The sequence below is a fragment of the Cyanobium sp. Copco_Reservoir_LC18 genome (genome assembly GCF_009834675.1).
GTDB classification, from domain to species: domain Bacteria; phylum Cyanobacteriota; class Cyanobacteriia; order PCC-6307; family Cyanobiaceae; genus Cyanobium; species Cyanobium minutissimum.
In genome coordinates, this window is the sequence record NZ_ASAC01000026.1 from 303,540 (window position 1) to 318,990 (window position 15,451).

The 15,451-nt window shown below is 69.7% G+C and carries 14 protein-coding genes and 1 tRNA gene; 8 read left to right on the forward strand and 7 right to left on the reverse strand.

Annotation, left to right across the window (positions count from 1 at the left end):
• The first annotated feature begins 6 nt into the window (after positions 1-6).
• Both rpmE and prfA read left to right on the forward strand, forming a co-directional pair.
• Positions 7-303: a 50S ribosomal protein L31 gene (rpmE, locus tag L107_RS16010; RefSeq protein WP_159820423.1), complete on the forward strand. Its 297-nt coding sequence runs from the start codon at positions 7-9 to the stop codon at positions 301-303.
• A 111-nt stretch (positions 304-414) separates the two neighbouring features.
• Complete coding sequence (gene prfA / locus L107_RS16015; protein WP_159820425.1) at positions 415-1,530, forward strand: peptide chain release factor 1; 1,116 nt, start codon at positions 415-417, stop codon at positions 1,528-1,530.
• Between the two features lie 35 nt (positions 1,531-1,565).
• On the opposite strand, the gene L107_RS16020 is transcribed toward prfA, so the two are convergent.
• Positions 1,566-2,066 (reverse strand): HNH endonuclease, encoded by a 501-nt coding sequence (locus L107_RS16020; RefSeq protein ID WP_106221656.1) that lies wholly within the window; start codon positions 2,064-2,066, stop codon positions 1,566-1,568.
• Positions 2,067-2,140: 74 nt separating this feature from the next.
• On the opposite strand from L107_RS16020, the gene alr reads away from it, so the two are divergent.
• Together alr and L107_RS16030 are read left to right on the forward strand one after the other, a co-directional pair.
• Positions 2,141-3,364, forward strand: coding sequence for an alanine racemase (gene alr, locus L107_RS16025; RefSeq protein WP_159820427.1), 1,224 nt, complete (start codon positions 2,141-2,143; stop codon positions 3,362-3,364).
• Between the two features lie 18 nt (positions 3,365-3,382).
• Positions 3,383-3,471, forward strand: a tRNA-Ser gene (locus tag L107_RS16030).
• Positions 3,472-3,532: 61 nt separating this feature from the next.
• Here L107_RS16030 and L107_RS16035 read toward each other — a convergent pair.
• Positions 3,533-4,186, reverse strand: a complete 654-nt coding sequence (locus tag L107_RS16035; protein WP_159820429.1) for a GAP family protein — start codon at positions 4,184-4,186, stop codon at positions 3,533-3,535.
• A gap of 20 nt (positions 4,187-4,206) precedes the next feature.
• A complete protein-coding gene (locus tag L107_RS16040) occupies positions 4,207-5,127 on the reverse strand; it encodes a serine hydrolase (RefSeq protein WP_159820431.1) in 921 nt (306 codons plus the stop codon).
• An 18-nt stretch (positions 5,128-5,145) separates the two neighbouring features.
• Here L107_RS16040 and L107_RS16045 point away from each other — a divergent pair, with 18 nt between their 5' ends.
• From L107_RS16045 to L107_RS16060, 4 genes are all read left to right on the forward strand, one after another.
• Positions 5,146-5,880, forward strand: coding sequence for a C40 family peptidase (locus L107_RS16045; RefSeq protein ID WP_159820432.1), 735 nt, complete (start codon positions 5,146-5,148; stop codon positions 5,878-5,880).
• Between the two features lie 34 nt (positions 5,881-5,914).
• Positions 5,915-6,922 carry a glycosyltransferase family 2 protein gene (locus L107_RS16050; RefSeq protein ID WP_159820434.1) on the forward strand — a complete coding sequence of 336 codons (1,008 nt, stop codon included), beginning with the start codon at positions 5,915-5,917 and terminating at the stop codon, positions 6,920-6,922.
• A gap of 83 nt (positions 6,923-7,005) precedes the next feature.
• Positions 7,006-7,122 (forward strand): photosystem I reaction center subunit VIII, encoded by a 117-nt coding sequence (locus L107_RS16055; RefSeq protein WP_015109434.1) that lies wholly within the window; start codon positions 7,006-7,008, stop codon positions 7,120-7,122.
• A 73-nt stretch (positions 7,123-7,195) separates the two neighbouring features.
• Positions 7,196-7,687 carry a photosystem I reaction center subunit XI gene (locus tag L107_RS16060; RefSeq protein WP_159820436.1) on the forward strand — a complete coding sequence of 164 codons (492 nt, stop codon included), beginning with the start codon at positions 7,196-7,198 and terminating at the stop codon, positions 7,685-7,687.
• Between the two features lie 142 nt (positions 7,688-7,829).
• Here the strand turns inward: L107_RS16060 and L107_RS16065 are convergent, their stop codons facing one another.
• From L107_RS16065 to L107_RS16080, 4 genes are all read right to left on the reverse strand, one after another.
• Entirely contained in the window at positions 7,830-8,954 is a 1,125-nt protein-coding gene (locus L107_RS16065; RefSeq protein ID WP_159820438.1) for a hypothetical protein, read from the reverse strand.
• A 235-nt stretch (positions 8,955-9,189) separates the two neighbouring features.
• Entirely contained in the window at positions 9,190-9,429 is a 240-nt protein-coding gene (locus L107_RS16070) for a hypothetical protein (protein ID WP_159820440.1), read from the reverse strand.
• Between the two features lie 5 nt (positions 9,430-9,434).
• Complete coding sequence (locus tag L107_RS16075) at positions 9,435-10,031, reverse strand: hypothetical protein (protein WP_159820442.1); 597 nt, start codon at positions 10,029-10,031, stop codon at positions 9,435-9,437.
• A gap of 11 nt (positions 10,032-10,042) precedes the next feature.
• Positions 10,043-15,337, reverse strand: a complete 5,295-nt coding sequence (locus L107_RS16080; protein WP_159820444.1) for an esterase-like activity of phytase family protein — start codon at positions 15,335-15,337, stop codon at positions 10,043-10,045.
• Between the last annotated feature and the right edge of the window lie 114 nt (positions 15,338-15,451).

Consider the following 15,451-nt stretch of genomic DNA (forward strand, 5'->3'; position numbering starts at 1 on the left):
TCCGTCATGCCGAAAGCCGACATCCATCCCACCTGGTATCCGGACGCCAAGGTGATCTGCAACGGAGAGGTGGTGATGACCACCGGCTCCACCCAGCCGGAGATCACGGTCGACGTGTGGAGCGGCAACCACCCCTTCTACACGGGTACCCAGAAGATCCTCGACACCGAGGGCCGGGTCGACCGCTTCATGCGCAAGTACGGCATGGGCAGCGCCGATTCCGCCTCGGGTGCCAAGAAGGCCGCCAAGGCCACCGACGCCGCCGCCACCCCGGTGGAAGAGCCGGCCGCCTCCGAAGCCTGACGCGTCTCTCGGCCTGACGCCTCCTTCGGACCCCCGGATCGGGCGACGGTCCGGTTCTGCCTTGGCCGGGTGCCCGTCGCACCCGGCCCTTTTTGTTGCCGGTGCCGCCCCATGGATTCCGAGCTGCTGCAATCCCGGCTGGACACCGCCTGCCGCACCTTCCAGACCCTGGAGCGCCAGCTGGCCGATCCGGCGGTGGCCTCCGATCCGGCCCGGCTGCAGGCGATCGCCCGGGAGCGGGCCAAGCTGGAACCGCTCGTCAACGACTACCAGCGGCTGCGCAAGCTGGAGCAGGAACGGGAGGAGGCCCGCGCCCTGGTGCGGGCCCACCGCGACGACCCCGCCGGCGAGGAACTGGCGACCCTGGCCAGCGAAGAGCTGGTGAGCCTCGAGGGCCTGATCAACGGCCTCAACGAACGCCTCACCCTCAGCCTGCTGCCCTCGGATCCCCGCGACGAGCGCAGCGTGATGCTGGAGATCCGAGCCGGTGCCGGCGGCGATGAGGCCAGCCTCTGGGCGGGGGACCTGGCCCGCATGTACGAGCGCTACGCCCAGGGCCAGGGCTGGCAGGTGCAGCCGGTGAGCGCCTCGGAGGCCGATCTCGGCGGCTACAAGGAGCTGATCCTCGCCATCCGCGGCGACGGGGTCTACAGCCGGCTCAAGTTCGAGGCGGGCGTGCATCGCGTCCAGCGGGTGCCGGCCACCGAATCCCAGGGGCGGGTGCACACCTCCACCGCCACCGTGGCGGTGATGCCCGAGGCCGATCCGGTGGAGGTGCAGATCGACCCGGGGGATCTGGAGATCAGCACGGCCCGCTCGGGCGGCGCCGGCGGCCAGAACGTCAACAAGGTGGAGACGGCGGTCGACCTGCTGCACAAGCCCACGGGCATCCGGGTGTTCTGCACCCAGGAGCGCTCCCAGCTGCAGAACCGGGAGCGGGCCATGGAGATCCTGCGGGCCAAGCTCTACGAGCGCCAGCTGGCGGAAGCGAACGCCGCCGAGCGTTCCGTGCGCCGCGCCCAGGTGGGCAGCGGCGACCGCAGCGAGAAGATCCGCACCTACAACGCCAAGGACAACCGGGTGACCGATCACCGGCTGGGGCGGAACTTCTCCCTCGAGCCCGTGCTGGCCGGCCAGATCGAGGACCTGATCGGCGCCTGCATCGCCGAGGAGCAGCGCCAGGGTCTGGAGGCCCTCGCCCTCGAAGCCACCGGGACCGGCGGCTGAGGGGACGGATGGGGCCGGCGAGGACGGGGGGCGGATCAGGCGCCGATGACGTATTTGGCCCACTCCTGGTGCTGGCCGGAGCGGATGCGGCGGTTGGCCTCGAAGCTCAGGCTGCCCAGGGGCCGGCGGGGCTCCCGGGCCAGGGGCATGCCCGCCTCCCGCGGGGTGCGGTTGCCCTTGCGCACGTTGCAGGGCAGGCAGGCGGTGGTGACGTTCTCCCAGACATCGGTGCCGCCCCGGCTGCGGGGCACCACATGGTCGATGGAGAGCTGCTCACCGCTGTAGCCGCAGTACTGGCAGGCGTGGCCGTCGCGGTGGAAGACGTTGCGGCGGGTGAGGGGGAGCGGCTTGTAGGGCACCCGCACGAACTGGCGCAGCCGGATCACCGTCGGCAGGAAATGGTCCGGACGGATCGCGCGTTCGGGGTCGTGCTCGAGCCCCTCGGCCTTCCCCTTGAGCAGCATCACCATGGCGCGCCGCCAGGTGGTGATGTTCAGCGGTTCGTAGGACGCATTCAGAACGAGTACGTGGCCCATTCCCGTCCGCTGGATACGCGGCATGCTAACGGGATTCCCATGATTTCCATGGTTCACCTTCTGCGGCGGCGCCCATGACCAGCTCTTCGCTCGCCACCGCCAGTGCGACGGAGGAGACCCAGCCCTCGCGGCAGCGGGCCTGGGTGGAGGTGAACACCGCGGCCATCCAGGCCAACGTGCGGGCCCTGAGGCGCCACATCGGTCCGGCCACCCAGCTGATGGCGGTGGTCAAGGCCGACGCCTATGGCCACGGCGCCCTGGCGGTGGCCCGTGCCTCCCTGGAGGCGGGGGCGGCCTGCTTCGGCGTCGCCACCCTGGGCGAAGGGGTGCAGCTGCGCCGTGCCGGCATCTCCGCCCCGGTGCTGGTGCTCGGCAACCTCACCCAGCCGGAGGAGCTGCGCAGCTGCCTGCGCTGGCAGCTGATGCCCACCCTCAGCAGCATGCGGGAAGCCCTGCTCTGCCAGAACCTGGCCAGCGGCAGCGGCCGCCCCATGACCGTGCAGCTGAAGCTGGACACCGGCATGGCCCGCCTCGGCGCCGACTGGCGGGAGGGACCGCGGCTGGTGGCGGCCCTGCAGGGCATGGAGGCGATCGAGCTGGCGGGGGTCTACTCCCACCTGGCCTGCGCCGATGCCGCCCCCGGAGAGGACGACGGCCTCAACGCGCTCCAGCAGCAGCGCTTCGAGACGGTCCTTGCCAGCCTGGCCGAACAGGGCCTGGCGGCCGGTTGCCGCCACCTGGCCAATTCGGCGGCCACCCTGCGGGGGCACGCCCAGCACTACGACCTGGTCCGGGTGGGGCTGGCCCTCTACGGCCAGCCTCCGGCGCCCCACCTGGCCGGGGTGGTGCCCCTGCGGCCGGCCCTGCAGATCCACGCCCGCGTCACCCTGCTGCGCCAGGTGGGGGCGGGGGTCGGCGTCAGCTACGGCCATCGCTTCCGCACCAGCCGGCCCAGCCGGCTGGCGGTGGTGTCGATCGGCTACGCCGACGGGGTGCCCCGCCAGCTCTCCAACCGCATGGACGTCCTCTTCGACGGCCGGCGCCTGCCCCAGGTGGGCGCCATCACCATGGACCAGCTGGTGATCGACGCCACCGAGGCCCCCGGCATCGAGGTGGGCAGCATGGTCACCCTGCTGGGCGAGCAGGAGGGGGAGACGATCAGCCCCCTCGACTGGAGCGAGCGCTGCGGCACCATCCCCTGGGAGATCCTCTGCGGCTTCAAGCACCGCCTGCCGCGCCTGGCCGTGCCCCCGGACCCGGGAGCGCCCCTGCCGCCGGGGGCCGAGTCCGAGCCCTGATAAGCTCGCTGGGCCACTGGAGAGGTGGCTGAGTGGTTGAAAGCGGCTCCCTGCTAAGGAGTTACAGGAGGCAACTTCTGTCGAGGGTTCGAATCCCTCCCTCTCCGTTCCAGGCCCTGCCATGGGCCGATCCCCAGGCCCTTCCGGGGCCCCCGTCGCCAGGTCCGCTCAGAGCCTGGCGACACCGCTCCAGCCGAGATAGGCCGCGAAGAGAAAACAGAGGCCCCCATTGATCCGGCCCTGGTGGACCAGGGTCCAGTGGGAGAGCTGCTCGAGGCGGGACCGCCCCCAGGCCCCCGTGAGCCCCAGGACCACCGGCGGCAGCAGCGACGGCGCCAGGGTGACCAGGCTCACCAGCAGCACCAGGGCGGCCAGGGGGCCCGCCGCCAGGCCGGAACGGGCCAGGTCCTGCAGCGCCGGCAGATAGAGCACTAGGGAGGTGAGGTTGCCGGCCATCAGGGCGAACCCCAGCCCGAAGGATCGGGCCAGGGAGTGACCCCCAGGGGCCGGGGACGCCGTTCCGCCCTCACGCTGCAGGGTCCGGGCTCCGATGGCGAGCAGCACGGCGGCCAGCACCAGGCGGAGGCCGGCGGACACCGGATCGGCGCCGGCGACGGAGCGGGCCGGCAGGGATCCGCCCGAGCCCAGCCCCACCAGCGCCCAGCCCGCCACCACGACGGCGTTGCCGGCGACGTAGGCCCAGCTCTGGCGCAGGCCCGCTCCCGGAGCGGTGAGGGTGCGCATCTGTCCCAGCAGCAGCATCGGGCTCACCGCCGCCCCCAGGGCGAGGGGGACCACATCGAGGGGCGGGGCGGCGGGCATCGGGCGGATGGGCGGCAGGTTCAGGCGTCCAGCAAGGCGGCGGCGATGGCCGGCAGCAGCATCTCATCGCCGGCCCGGGCCCGACCCTCGCTGAACACCACCAGCAGCATGGGCGCCCTGCCCTCCGCCTCCACGTAGGCGGCGTCATGGCGCGCCTGGCTCATCCAGCCGGCCTTGCTCCACAGCCGGGCGCCCTCGGGCAGGCCGGCCCCCAGGAAGCCATCCACCTGGTTCTCGGGATCGGCGGCCCGGGCCTGGGGGTCGAGGGAGCGGCGCAGCAGCGCCGTCATGCGCCGACAGGCCGGGGGGGAGACCGCCACGCCGGCCATCACGGCGTGCAGCAGGCGGGCCGTGAAGTCAGTGCTGAGGCGGTTGCGGTTCTCCAGCTGGGCGCCGTAGAACTCCCGCTCACGGCCGTAGGGCCCCTCCGCCCAGGTCTTCTGGCAGGCGTTCACCCCCGCCACCTCGCTCCAGCCGAGGCGGGCCAGCCAGCCATTGACCAGCTGGCGCTGGCGGCACCAGGCGGCATGGCGCTCCGGCGGCAGCGACGGACCGCTGGTGGTGCCGCTCAGCAGATCCACCACCAGGCTGGTGGCCTCGTTGCCCGAATCGCGCACCATGTCGGCCAGGGCGCGGCGCAGCTCGGGGCCGTCCTCGATCAGCTGCTGCTGCAGCCAGGCTTCGGCCGCCACCAGGTACACCAGCTTGACGACGCTGGCGGGATAGCGGAGCGTCGGACCGGCCCAGGAAGCGCCGCTCACCGTCCGACCCCAGAACTCCTCCTGACCCAGGCCCTCGGCCGCCCCCACCAGGGAGTCGCCGTAGCGGAGCCAGGTGACGGAGAGCTGCTCCCCCAGGCCCGGACGCCCCTCCGCCTCCAGTCGGACGATCAGCTGGCGGAGGGCCTCGCCCATGGCCGGATCCGGGCTGTAGAACGCCATCAACGGCGGCACCTTGCGATGGCGACCTTAGGCACCCTGCCGGCGCCGGGCCGTGTCTGGACCCTGACCCGGCCGCTGCCGGCCCACAGCCGGCCCCAGGGGCCAGGGCTGGCCACCGAGATCCACGCGGGCCGGTGCCTGAGGGTCCTGGGGGCGGCCGGGGCCGGCGGCGCCGGGGCTCGCCTGCGGGTGCGGCTGCTGGAGGACGGCTACCCCTGCTGGCTGGACGCCGCGGCCCTGGAACGCCACGGGCGGCCCGTACCGTCGCCGCCGCCCCTGCCCCGCCTCGATCGCGACCGGATCGCCGCCCGCCTGGAGGCGGTGCTGGCCTTCGCCGAGGCCGCCCGTCACCGCCCCAACCGCTACCTCTGGGGGGGCACCCTGGGGCCCGATTTCGACTGCTCGGGGCTGGTGCAGACCGCCTTCGCCCAGGCCGGCATCTGGCTGCCCCGTGACGCCTACCTGCAGGAGCGCTTCTGCCGCCCGGTGGCGGTGGCCAGCGGTGTCACCAGCCTGCTGCTGCCGGGCGACCTGATCTTCTTCGGCACCCCGCGGCGCTGCACCCACGTGGCCCTGCACCTGGGCGGCGGCCGCTACCTGCACAGCTCCGGGCGCCAGCACGGCCGGGACGGCATCGGCATCGACGACCTGAACCCCCGCAACCGGGATCCGGTGGCCTGCCACTACCGGGGCGAACTGCGGGGCGCGGGACGGGTGATGCACAGCCACGACGGCAGCCCCCTGCCCCCCTGAGGTAAGTTCAGGACCCGAGTTTCGCGGAACGGTCATGGCGGAGGCAGCCCTGGCCCAAGGTTCCGGACACCCCGCGCTCGGACGTTCCCCCGAGCTCTCCGTGGTCGTCCCCCTCTACAACGAGGAGGAAAGCCTTCCCCATCTCGTGCAGAAGCTGCTGGCGGCCCTGCGGCCGCTGGGCCGCAGCTTCGAGCTGGTCCTGGTGGATGACGGGTCGAAGGACGGCACCGCGGCGGTGCTGCGGGATCTGGCCGCCCGGGTGCCCGAGCTGGTGGCCGTGCTGCTGCGGCGCAACTACGGGCAGACGGCCGCCATGGCCGCCGGCTTCGACGCCAGCGGCGGCGGGGTGATCGTCACCCTGGACGGGGACCTCCAGAACGATCCCGCCGACATCCCGATGCTGCTGGCCCGGCTGGAGCAGGACGACCTGGACCTGGTGAGCGGCTGGCGGCAGCAGCGCCAGGATGGGGCCCTCGACCGGCTGCTGCCTTCCCTGCTGGCGAACCGCCTGATCGCCCGGGTCACCGGGGTGCGGCTGCACGACTACGGCTGTTCCCTGAAGGCCTACCGCCGGGAGGTGGTCAGCGACATGAACCTCTACGGGGAACTGCACCGCTTCCTGCCGGCCCTGGCCTTCATCGAAGGGGCACGGATCGGTGAGGTGAGGGTGTCCCACCAGGCGCGGCGCTACGGCCGCAGCAACTACGGCATTGATCGCACCTTCCGGGTGCTGATGGACCTGCTGACGGTCTGGTTCATGAAGCGGTTCCTGACCCGGCCGATGCATGTGTTCGGCTTCGCCGGACTGCTGGCCCTGCTGGTGGGGCTGGCCATCGCCGCCTGGCTGGTGGGCGAGAAACTGCTGCTGGGGGCCGACATCGGCAACCGCCCCCTGCTGCTGATGGCGGTGCTGGCGATTCTCACCGGCGTGCAGCTGTTCAGTTTCGGGCTGCTGGCGGAGCTGCAGATGCGCACCTATCACGAAAGCCAGGGCCGGCCGATCTACCGGGTGCGCGCCACCGTGCGGGGCGAGCCTGGCTGAACTTTTATGTCGCCCCCCGGGTCCCCGAGAAGCCGGACAGGGCGTGGTCCTTACAGTACCGGCGGTTCCTATTGGCCCAAGCCATGACTGGTGAATTTGCCGTTGCCTGGATGCCGTCCGTGATGGTTCCCCTGGTGGGAATCCTCGGCGCGGCGGTGGCCATGGCCCTGCTGTTCAACGTGATCGAGGCGACCGACTGACGACGGCCCCAGGCCCCAGCGTCCTTCGCCGCTCCCCGACCCCCCGATCCGCCGACCCCCCGATCCGCTTCCCATGACCGTGACCCCCGTGGCCGACCCGACCGTCGGCAATCTGGCCACCCCCGTCAACAGCAGCTATTTCACCAAGGCGTTCCTGAACGCCCTGCCGGCCTACCGGCCCTCCCTCTCGCCCAACCGTCGCGGTCTTGAGGTGGGCATGGCCCACGGCTACCTGCTCTACGGCCCCTTCGCCTACACCGGCCCCCTGCGCGCCACCGAGTTCGCCAGCACCGCCGGCCTGCTGGCCACCATCGGCCTGGTGTCGATCCTCACCATCTGCCTGTCGATCTACGGCACCGCCGGCAGCGGCCCCAACGTCCAGCCCCCCGACGCCACCATCGACAACCCTCCGGCCGACCTGTTCACCAAGGCCGGCTGGGCGGAATTCGCCAGCGGCTTCTGGCTGGGTGGCTGCGGCGGCGCCGCCTTCGCCTGGTTCCTGTGCAGCACCGCCATCCAGTCCCCACTGGCCAACATCGCCGGTGGCGTCTGGAGCGCCGGCTGAGTTCTGCGATGGTCAGCCACCCCTGGGAGCGGATCCCAGGGGTGGCCTGCCAGGCCTTTCCTTCCGACCCTGCCGCGTCAGGGTTTTTTTATGGTCCTGCTCCGGCCCTCGATCGCCCAGGCCGCAACCCGGTGCCGATCCCTCAACCGAAGGGCATCAGCGGTGATCGAACGAGGCGCTCGCTGAACACGGCCAGATTCAGGGCAAGGGTCAGCAGGGAACAGATCAGGAACGTGATCTTCAGGGACCGGGGCGCCTCGGAGGATGCGGCGGCGGCAGCGGACAGAACCACCAGCGGAATGAAGACCACGGCGAGATAACGGGGGCTGATGAATCTCAGCAGCAGCGGCGGCACCAGGGAAAAGAAGGCCGCCGCCGCGAGAAACCTCAGACTGAGCTGGGTGACACCAGGGAAGACCCTGAGGCGCAAGGCCCGAAAAAAGGGAATCAGCATCAATCCCATCGTCTGCAGGACGGAAAACACTCCGTAGGCGCCCGCCACCAGCAGATAGTCAAGATACTTTTTCGGATACCGAAGGATCACGTCGCTCACGGTGCGGGCTCCCGGGAACACCGATCGCATCACATCCTGCCAACTGGTGGGACTGCCAGCGAGCGTTTCGGGGCTGGGGGCAAACTGATGGGGGCTGAACATGAACACATAGGACGAGGCAAAGGTTCGCAGCCCCTTGACCGTCCTGACCATCTCAATGCCATAGAGCTTGAAGCCGGGAGCCATCAGCAGCACCAGCCAGAAGGCCATGCCGACGGGGATCTGCCAGCGCATCCGGTTCTCCCGCACATCCCACCAGTACCAGACGGCACCCACCCCCAGGGAGCAGACGAGCAACTGGATCTTGGACACGCCGAAAAGAATCAGCAGGCCGGAGGAGATCAGCCGCGGCCACCCCAATCGCACGGACAGCATGAACAGGGCGAAGAACGCCGCCGCGATGATGTCACTGGAAGGTTCAGCAAACTGAAGGGCGGAACTGGCGATGACAGAGAAGGCCAGCGCCTGGAAGATCCAGTGGCGGATGAACAGCCGACAAAGGCAATACGCCGATCCCAGAAAGAGCAGGGTGGTGATGCACTTGGCATGCCAATTCAGTGTCTCCGGGGCAGGAGAAACAACCAACTTATAGAGACCGATCAGCAGGCTGGCCGCTACGCCACCGGACCAGTTGAAGCGGGGATACTGAAAGACCCAGCCTGTCGGCAGTCGATACAGGCGAAGATCAGCCCGCGTCACGAAGGACTGGTCCATGGGCCATTCGGACACCTGCCCGCTCTGACTCAGGATGCCGACAAACGAGACGACAAGGGCAACAACGAGAAGGATTGGCAGGCAACTGTTTCGGAGCAGATCTGGAAAGTCCTGGGACTTTCTCTTCATTTCCAACCGGCAACCACCCGAGCGTAGCAGGCAAAAATGCAGCCATCCCAGCCCCGGACCGGGTGGCAGGGTTTGCCCGCACCCGAAGCTGATCGCCCCGACGGAGTCAGACGATCTGGCTGAAAGTGAAGCCGATCACGTGGTCGTCAACATCGCGGTCGCCGCCGCCGAATGTGTCTCCCAACCCGAACGGATTGGTGCCCAGGGGTCGGTGGCCGGTATCGGGCAGATCGAAGCTGCCGTGCCGGTTCCCATCACTGCTGGCGAGGCTGTTCAGCCGCCTGCCCAGCGCCAGGAGGCGCTGCAGGTCCGTTTCCCGCTCCACCCGGAAGCGGGTGCTCGCCATGCCCTTCAGGCCAGCAGCTGGATGTCGCCGGCTCCGCCCACGCTCAGCCCCCTCACCCCCTCCAGCAGCACACCCTGGCCGCCCTTCCCGGCGAAGCTCACGAAGGTGCCGTTCTGGTACTCCGTCACCTGCGCCTGCCCCAGGCCACCGAGCACCTGGAGCCGGTCCAGTCCCGCCTCGAAGCCCACGATGCGGTCGACACCCCCGCCCTCGAGCCCGTAGATCACGGTGTCGGCCGCCCCATCGCCCCCGCCGCCGGGGGCGCGCAGGTCGATCAGGTCGCCGCCGCTCACCACCACCCGCCGGGCCGAGCCCCGGCCGGTGAAGCGGAAGCCGCCGCCGTCGCCGCCGCCGATCAGGGTGTCCTCGCCCAGGCCACCGATCAGGCGGTCGTCGCGGAGCGCGCCGATCAGCACGTCGCTGCCCTCGCCCCCATCGGCCTGCAGCCGCACGTTCCCCAGGCTCTCGATCCGGTCGGCGCCCGCACCACCGGCGGCGATCGCCGTGCTGAAGCGGCCGTCGTAGCTGGGGTTCCACTGGGACCCGTTACCGGCCCGGGCGTTGTCCGCCAGCAGCAGGTCGTCGATCCCGGAGCTCCCCACGCTGGAGAAGGTCAGCGTGTCGTTGCCCCCGCCACCCGACACCGTGGCCGTGTTGCTGCGCTGCGGGCGGCCCCATCGCTGTGGAACAGCCAGCTGAGGCGGTCATCGCCGCCGCCGAGCTCGACCCCGCCACGCTTGGCACCCACCACCAGCAGATCGAAGTCCAGGGGCGGTGCCGTGGACAGATCCCAGCGCACATCGACGAAGTTCGCCACCAGCAGGTGCCTGCCCAGCGACGGGGTCCAGTAGTCGGCGTCCAGGGTGAGGGTCTTGAGCCCGTTCCAGTAGGCGGTGTTCTCGATCCGGGAGCGGGGATCGCTCTCCCCGGGCAGGCTGATCGGGCTGGTCTGCACCGCCCCCAGGGAGCCGGTGGCCAGGGGACGACCCGAAGGGGCCGATCCGGGGGGGTTGCCCCCCACCCCCTGGGTGATCGCGAAACCGGGGCCGTTGATCACACCCGCCTGCACGGCCGCACCCTCGGCCAGGTCGGTCACCGTGATGGTGAAGGCCTTGGTGTAGCGGTTGCCGGCGCTGTCGGTCACCTGCAGCGTCACGCTGCGGGTGGCGCCCGCCTCGAAGTCCAGCGCAGCGGTGGTGAGCAGTTGGTTCCCATCAAGGCGGAACAGCCCATCCGGATTGCCGTTCGGCGCGAAGGAGAACACGAACGTGTCGTTCCCATCCGGGTCCGTGGCCGACAGCTGGCCCACGCGCGTGGCGGCGGGCAGGTTCTCCAGCACGGTCCCGCCGGTGAGCGTGATGAGCGGATCGATCACGGAATCGCTGCGCACCGCCAGGTTCTGCAGGCGCGTGTCGAGGGCCGCCGACGTATCGGCCGCCGTGAACGGGTTGGCGGGGGAATGGTTGGCCGCCAGGAATTCGGCCAGAGCGTCCTGTTCGGAGCCATCGGCGGCGAAGGTGGCGACGCCGGTGCGGGGGGCACCGCCCGGCTGGGTGATGTTCACCCGGTTCGGGTTGGCGAGAGCGGCGAAGGGGTAGCCATCACCGCCGCTGGCCAGGAAGTCGAGGGTCACCATGCGGAGGCTGCGGGCCGGATCGCCCACCACGGCGCCATTGCGCACCACGACGTCGAGGTCGTTGCCGGCGGCGTCCTGGATCGCCAGGTTCACCACCCGGGAGCCGGCCGGGCGGCTGAGGTCGTAGCTGAAGGCCATGCCGCCCACCTGGGGGAAGCGGCCCTGGTTGATGCCGGCGGCGATGCCGTGCTCGATCAGCGCCTTGAGTTCGCCGGGGGTGACGCTGACGATGGAGAGCCCGTTGTTGAAACTGAGGGCGTTGGCGATGTCGTTGCGGGAGATGCCGCCCTCCGGCTTGACCACATTGCCCTGGGCATCGAAGACCGCCGCGGTGGGCAGCAGTTCCGGCTCACCGCTCACCGAGCCGGTGGGAACGGTCGACTGGCCGATCGAGTTGCGGATGCCGCCACCGTTCTTGAGTGAGATCACCACGCTGGGATCGATCCGGCGCGCGTAGGCCAGGTTGGCGTCGGCCGTGAGGTTGCCGAGGTTGGTCTCCTCGCTGCGCACGCCCGGATTGCGGTTGCCGTTGAGGAACACCTCGCTGATGCCGAACCATTCCGATTCCTGGGCAATGATCACCTCCCGCAGGTTGTCGACCACCCCCTGGACCCGGGCGTCGATGAAGGCTTCGGCCTTCAGGGCCGCCACCCCGGCGGCGTCGGTGCGGAACGCTCCGCTGATGGTGGGGTCGTAGCTCTCGGGGATGATCACACCCTGGCTGTCGAAGTCGAGCACCAGGCGGCCCAGATACTTGTAGTTGCCATCGGTGTTGACCACCGCCACCGGCCGGCCATCGGCATCGGTCCTGACGATCGGGTAGGGGCCCTGGACGCTGTCGCCGGGGCGGGTCAGATCATCGCTGTCGAGCAGTCGCGTGTTGGAGCCGCCGGCCACGATGATGTCCACGTGGCGCAGGCGCTCGGCCAGGGCCTGCTCGATGCTGATCTGCTGCATGTGGGCCAGCAGGATCACCTTGTTGAGGCCAGGGTTGGCCGCCAGCAGGGCATCCACGTCGCTCTGGATCTCCGCGGCCAGGGCATCCAGCTCAGCGGCCGTGGGGGTGCCGCCGAAGGGAACGGGGGCCACGCCCACGGCGCCAGGGCTGGAGATGGTGCGCAGGGTTGGGGTGGTGGCGCCGACCACACCCACCGTCTGGCCGTTCACGTCGAAGACGACGCTGGCGGTGATGCTGTTGGGCCGGGGCGCCTGGCCGGCGGGCACCACCAGCCCCGCCAGGTTGACATCCGTGGCGAAGTTGAGGTTGCCGCTCAGGTAGGGGAAGGCGGTGCCGGGGTAACCGGCGGCCGCATTGGCCTGGATCAGGTCCCGCACCACGGCGGTGCCCTGGTCGAACTCGTGGTTGCCGAAGGCGACCGCCTGCACCCCCAGGGCGTTCTGGATCAGCACATCACCGCGACCCACGGCGCCGTAGGCCTGGGCGGAGGCCCCGTAGAAGAGGCCCGGGATCCAGGCGTCGCCGCTGGAAAGGGTGAGGGTGCCCGCGAAGCCGGGGATGCCGTCGAGGTCGATGTCCTGGGCCCGCAGGGCATTGAGCACTCCCGACAGGCGGGGGGCGTCATCAAGGGCCGCGATGCCCCCCTCCTGGTCAGCCAGGTGGAAGAGCTGCAGGCGGAAGGCACTGCCGGACGGCAGGGGCGCGGCGCTGGTGACGCTGACCCTGTCGTTGCCCTCACTGCTGGCGACCAGACCGGCCGGCTCGCCCGCGGGGCTGCGCAGGAAGGTGATCCCTTCGACCCGCTCGGTGCCGGGGAACACCACCGGATCCACCGCCGCCACGTTGTAGGGGTCGGTGACATCGAACACGGCCGCCACGCTGGTGGTGGTGCGCTCCAGGGCCACGAAGGCGTAGGTGCGGCCGGCCACGGTGGCGATCTCCACCATCTCGGGCTCGGTGCCCTTGTCGTCATCACGGCCACTGGCCATCAGGCCGAGGCTGTTGGCCAGCTCCTCCAGGGCATTGCTGGAATCGAACACCACGTTGCCCTGCCCGTCGTAGATGCGCAGCGAGCGGGAGCCGATGCTGAAGGGCTTGTCGATCAGTCCGTCGCCGCTGATGTCGCCGTAGTCGTTGAGCAGGTTGAGACGGGTGCGGCTGATGCCGGTGGCGGCGGCGAAGGCGGCGTTGAGGGCGCTGACGCCGGGGTGATTGCGGAAAGGGGTGCCGTTGACCACCGTATTGGCATCGGCCCGGGTGAGATCGTTGAAGATGTTGCCCCGGTCCGGTTCGTATTCGCGGGAGTCCCCTTCACCCACCGCCAGCAGGAAGCTGCGGCCCTGGGCATCGGTGAAGGCGGCGATGCCATCGGGCATGGTGAGGCCGAAGAGAGGCAGGCCGGAGATCGGCCGGTACAGATTGCTGTTCGAGGGGCCGTCCCGGTCGGAGCTGTCAAAGCCGGCGTGATCGAAGCTCACCACGGTGAAGGCGTTGCCACGGGCGCCCTCGGTGCCGAAGTCGTTGTCGTAGTTGATCACCAGCGCGCCGTCATCGCGGAGGGTGAGGCCCTCCGGCTTGTCGTAGGCGAGGGTGCCGCCGATCGAGGGCAGGTTGAACAGCTCGATCTTGTGGACCAGGCGGATGCCGGCGGCCGCCAGGGCATCGGCACTGGAGGTGCTGAAGATCGGCGGGGTGGCGGGGTTGCTGTCGTGGTCGACGAGGCTGCGGCGGTTGTCGAGCAGCTCGGGGCTGGCCACACCGATCGCGCCCAGCCAGCCGGCCGTGGCCTGGTCGGCGGCGGTGGTGAGCGGCAGGGTGTCAGTGGCTCCGCGCAGATCCACCTCATAGACATGCTTGAAGCCGGTGAGGCTGCGGCTGCTGTCGCGCTCCATCACCAGGAACACGCCACGGGCGGCGTCAAAGGCGACATCGCCGATCTTGTCCTGGCCGGGACGGCCGCTGAGCAGGTAGAGGTGCTCCTTCACCGGGACGCCGGTGGCCGGATCGATCGCCAGGATGCGGGTGAGTTCGGAGCGGCTGCGGCCCTCGGTGACACCGTCGCCGTTGGCGTCCACATCCAGGGGGCTCTGCAGGAAGGCATACAGCAGGCCGTCGGTGGGGTTGAAGGCCATGCCCTCGATGCCGCGGTTGCTCCAGCGATTGCCGTAGATGGCCGGCAGGCTGTCGATCGTTTCCGCCCCGAGCGGCGAGGCACCGCCGACGTTGTGCTGGGCCGCCAGCTGGGCCTTCTGGCCGGCGGGGATGTAGCGCTGGATCAGGTTGCCGCTCTCCGCATCAAAGATCGAGATCTGGCCGCGGTATTCATCGCCGACGGCGAACACCTGGCGCGTGCTGCCACCGATGGTGAGGCTGAACAGGGAGATCGTTTCCGAATCGATGCCGAAGGGGTCGTAGGCCAGCGGGGCATTGGCCGCCGTGATCGGCACGTCATCCTTGATCGCCAGCTGGGGCAGGCCGGTGAGGGGGGTGCCATCGGGGCGATTGAGGCCGATTCGGCCGAGCTCAGTGACGGCGCCGGTGGCACGATTCATCCCCAGCTTGTAGATGCTGGGCTGGAAATCCGGGTCGAGAAACTGACGCTGACCGGCGATCAGATCACCGTTGGGGCCGCGATCGGTGATGGAGTAGTAGACATCCAGCTCCGCGCCGTTCAGCATCTCCTTACCGGCAAAGAACAGACCGGAAAGACCGCCGGCCAGCACACCGGCGGGCTGGTTGGCGGCGCCGGCGGCATACTCCAGTTCGAACGTGAAGTTCTCGGCGCTGGCGACGCCGCGGGACCAGTCCTTGATACCAGCGGAGAAGATGGTGCTGATCACCGGCGCCGCACCGCTGAGATCCAGCACGGCGATGGCGTTGTTCTCCTGCAGGGAGATCCAGGCGGTCCTGCCGTCGGCGCTGATGGCGATGGCCTCCGGCTCGATGTCCTGGGCGACGGTGGTGGTGACGCCCAGTCGGGTGCCGATGCGCACACCGCGGTTGATCAGTTCGCTGCGGCGGTTCTCCCAGGCCTCGAAGCCCACAGTTTGCACATCGGCGGCTCCAGGAGCCACCGGGGTGCCCGCCAGATAGCCGCTGGTGTTGATCAGGGAAATTGAACCGACAGGATCGACCGTATAGACGGAATTCGGCTCCCCCTCATTGGTGACCAGCAGCTTGGTGCCATCGCTGCTGAACTTCACCATGTCGGGCAGGGCGCCCACGGTCACGGTGCTGATGTGAACGGGCAGAGCCGGGTCGCTGAGGTCGTAGAACTGAACGAAACCAGGATCGGTCTTGACGGCGTTCTGCACGGCAATGGCCAGCAGCTGGCCGAAGACCGCCGCACTCTGGAGGGTTTCCCCATTGCCGGTAGACGTGGCCCGGGCGACGGCTTGGGGGTTGGCGGGATCGCGCAGGTCGGAAAC